At 45.3% G+C, this 2463-nt stretch carries 4 protein-coding genes; all 4 read left to right on the forward strand.

What is annotated here, in order from left to right; genetic code table 11:
* Positions 1-254 precede the first annotated feature (254 nt).
* The 4 genes from Q1A48_RS20945 (at position 255) to Q1A48_RS20960 (ending at position 2369) form a co-directional block, all read left to right on the forward strand.
* Positions 255-554 carry a hypothetical protein gene (locus Q1A48_RS20945; RefSeq protein WP_299948751.1) on the forward strand — a complete coding sequence of 100 codons (300 nt, stop codon included), beginning with the start codon at positions 255-257 and terminating at the stop codon, positions 552-554.
* A gap of 123 nt (positions 555-677) precedes the next feature.
* On the forward strand, positions 678-911 hold the full coding sequence (locus Q1A48_RS20950; RefSeq protein WP_299948753.1) for a hypothetical protein: 234 nt from the start codon (positions 678-680) through the stop codon (positions 909-911).
* 141 nt (positions 912-1052) lie between these two features.
* Entirely contained in the window at positions 1053-1583 is a 531-nt protein-coding gene (locus Q1A48_RS20955; RefSeq protein ID WP_299948755.1) for a hypothetical protein, read from the forward strand.
* A 192-nt stretch (positions 1584-1775) separates the two neighbouring features.
* Positions 1776-2369 carry a DUF2971 domain-containing protein gene (locus tag Q1A48_RS20960; RefSeq protein ID WP_299948757.1) on the forward strand — a complete coding sequence of 198 codons (594 nt, stop codon included), beginning with the start codon at positions 1776-1778 and terminating at the stop codon, positions 2367-2369.
* Positions 2370-2463: the final 94 nt, after the last annotated feature.

Raw genomic sequence — 2463 nt, forward strand, 5'->3', positions numbered from 1 at the left:
CTTTTGCGTTTTAGAGCTATAAATTAGCTACTTTGTGATTGCTGTCTCTACCAGACACCCAACCACCCAAACCGGCCCCTGAGCCGGTTTTTTACTCTGGAGAGAATGATCGTATTTTGTACCATTGTACCAAATCAATGTAACTGGCTGTTTTTAATGCGGATTGTGGGTAAACGGCGCAAAATTGATTCCTGGGCAGTAATCAGGATAATAGTGGCCATGATGATCAGTATTTAAATGTTATACATAAAACCATGTCTAGCCTCAAAGAGCGTAGATGGCGTCGAAAAGGCCTCGATAAAAAAACCGAGATCCCTTCATGGGGAGAGCTTGCCTTTGGGAAAAAGCTTTTCGATTTACGGCATATGTTTCTAGCCTTATTTGCTAGTGGCTTTGTCTCCTCTGTCATGTTATACCAGCTTAAAACCCATGGGTACTGGGAGGCCAAAGGAGTAAAAGTAGATGGTGTTGTGGGCTATGGAATTGCCTATTTCTTTGTAGGAATTTTCATGGCCCTAGTTGTTGCAATTATCAAAGACTGGCGGAGAGGCTAAATGCATAACAAACAGCAGCACGTAAGCCCGGCAAAAAACGCCGGGCAGGACGGCCTACATTGCGCTTCGCTTCATTTCCGCCGCCCGTGTGCTGGGCGCTATGCATCTTAAGGAGAGGGAGAAATGGATATACCATCAGTAGATTTCAAGAAAGTAATCGAGGAGTTGCAGGGGCATGAAAGCATGCACTATGAAGGCAGCAGTGACGGTCCTGAAAGATCTGTTTCCACCAGTCTAAAAGACACTCTGGAGCTGGCATCTAGACAGTGTGCGGTATTTTCATCTGACATGGCGCCGGGATCAGAAACAAAGAAATTTTCGGATTTTCTCGCATACCTTGCAACCTCAATTTACTAAAAGGCATAACTAATAAGGATATGTTGCGCTTGCTGCAACATTTACACCTAAATAAACAAGCCGGCCACTGAGCCGGTTTTTTTACGCCTGGAGGAAGCTACTTCCCCAGGCCACAACCTGGAGCTACTGAAGGGCGGGCGTATGGAAGGGTTAAGTGTTCTGGTCGGAGATACCCAGGGAGACAAAGTGAACCTACAACCCACCCGCATCCCGAAACTACTGAGGCTGGCCAAAGGCCGTGATTGTGTACGCTGCGGCAATAACGAGGGCAGCACAGTAGCCGCCCACTACCAGGGTCAGCGCAGTCACAGCTACGGTAAGGGCCGGGGGATCAAGCCCCACGATGCGATGGCTGCACACCTTTGTTATCGCTGCCACGCTGAGGCGGATAGCAGTGGTCTGGGTAACTGTCCCGAGGAGCACAGTAGACGCTTTCTGCTGCTGATCATCACTACTCAAATGAATTTGTTTATAGAGGGGAGCATCACCGCACGAGACTATGCCCAGGCCTTCCTGCTGAAGCTGTGCCGCAATACGGCGGAACTCACGGAGTGCGGAGAGCCTGAGCTTCACGACATCGCCTGCCGCCTGGCCGAGTGCTGGGACTCAGGTGAGATCGCTATCGCCTCCCAGGGGGCCATGGTGCGCAGCTTTGTGGGGGTGGGCCCATGACCAGCCAATTTTTTCAACTGAGCAAGGATTTTGTCATTTGACGAAAATGTCCAAGTAGTTATAGTTGGCGGCTATGTGGTCTTAGGTCAGCAATGCTGCTATTCGAAAGTAATAGATAAGTTCTGAGATAGTGATTCGGGAGATATTGACCATGGTGATCAGTATATAAATGTTATACGCACAAGGAAGCCTATGAGAGTATTTAAGTATCGAGGTGGTGGAGACTCAATTTTAAGAAGAGACCTTAAATCTCTTTCTAAGAACCAATTTTTCTCAGCACCTATTGAGTCATTAAATGACCCTTTCGAAGCTAAAGTAAAAGTACATGATAAGAGTTTTGAGTTTGGGAAGTTTCTGCAACTATTTCCGAGTTTTAAATACAATGAAACTGTCAAAAAATCAGAATTATCTTTCGTTGAATTAGTTGCCAGATTTATCGAAGAGTCAAAGTCTTGGGGGGTATACTCTTTGAGTCAGTCTTATAATGATGAGCTGTTATGGGCCTATTCTGCTGATTCTCACAGAGGATTTTGTGTCGAATATGATTTGGAAAAGCTCAAAGCATACAAAATACAAAGTGAACCTGCTGTCAACGTTGAGTATCAAGATGAAATACCAGAGATAACGTCTCTAGATGTTCTTTATATGGATGAAAAACAAGATATTCTTCAAAAAAAACTATTGGGTACAAAATCTAAACGCTGGGAGCATGAAGATGAGATTCGAATAATTACAGCCCAAACGGGATTATTTGATTACGATTACAGGTCGCGGATTCAACCTTGAAGCGCATACCATTTATACGGCTTGTGCCGCCAAGTAATTATCCATTAAATCTTCTGGTGTTTCAAAACCTAATGTTTTCCTTGGGCGGTTATTT

Origin of the sequence: uncultured Microbulbifer sp. (assembly GCF_947489355.1) — a bacterium.
In the GTDB taxonomy this organism is placed as follows: domain Bacteria; phylum Pseudomonadota; class Gammaproteobacteria; order Pseudomonadales; family Cellvibrionaceae; genus Microbulbifer.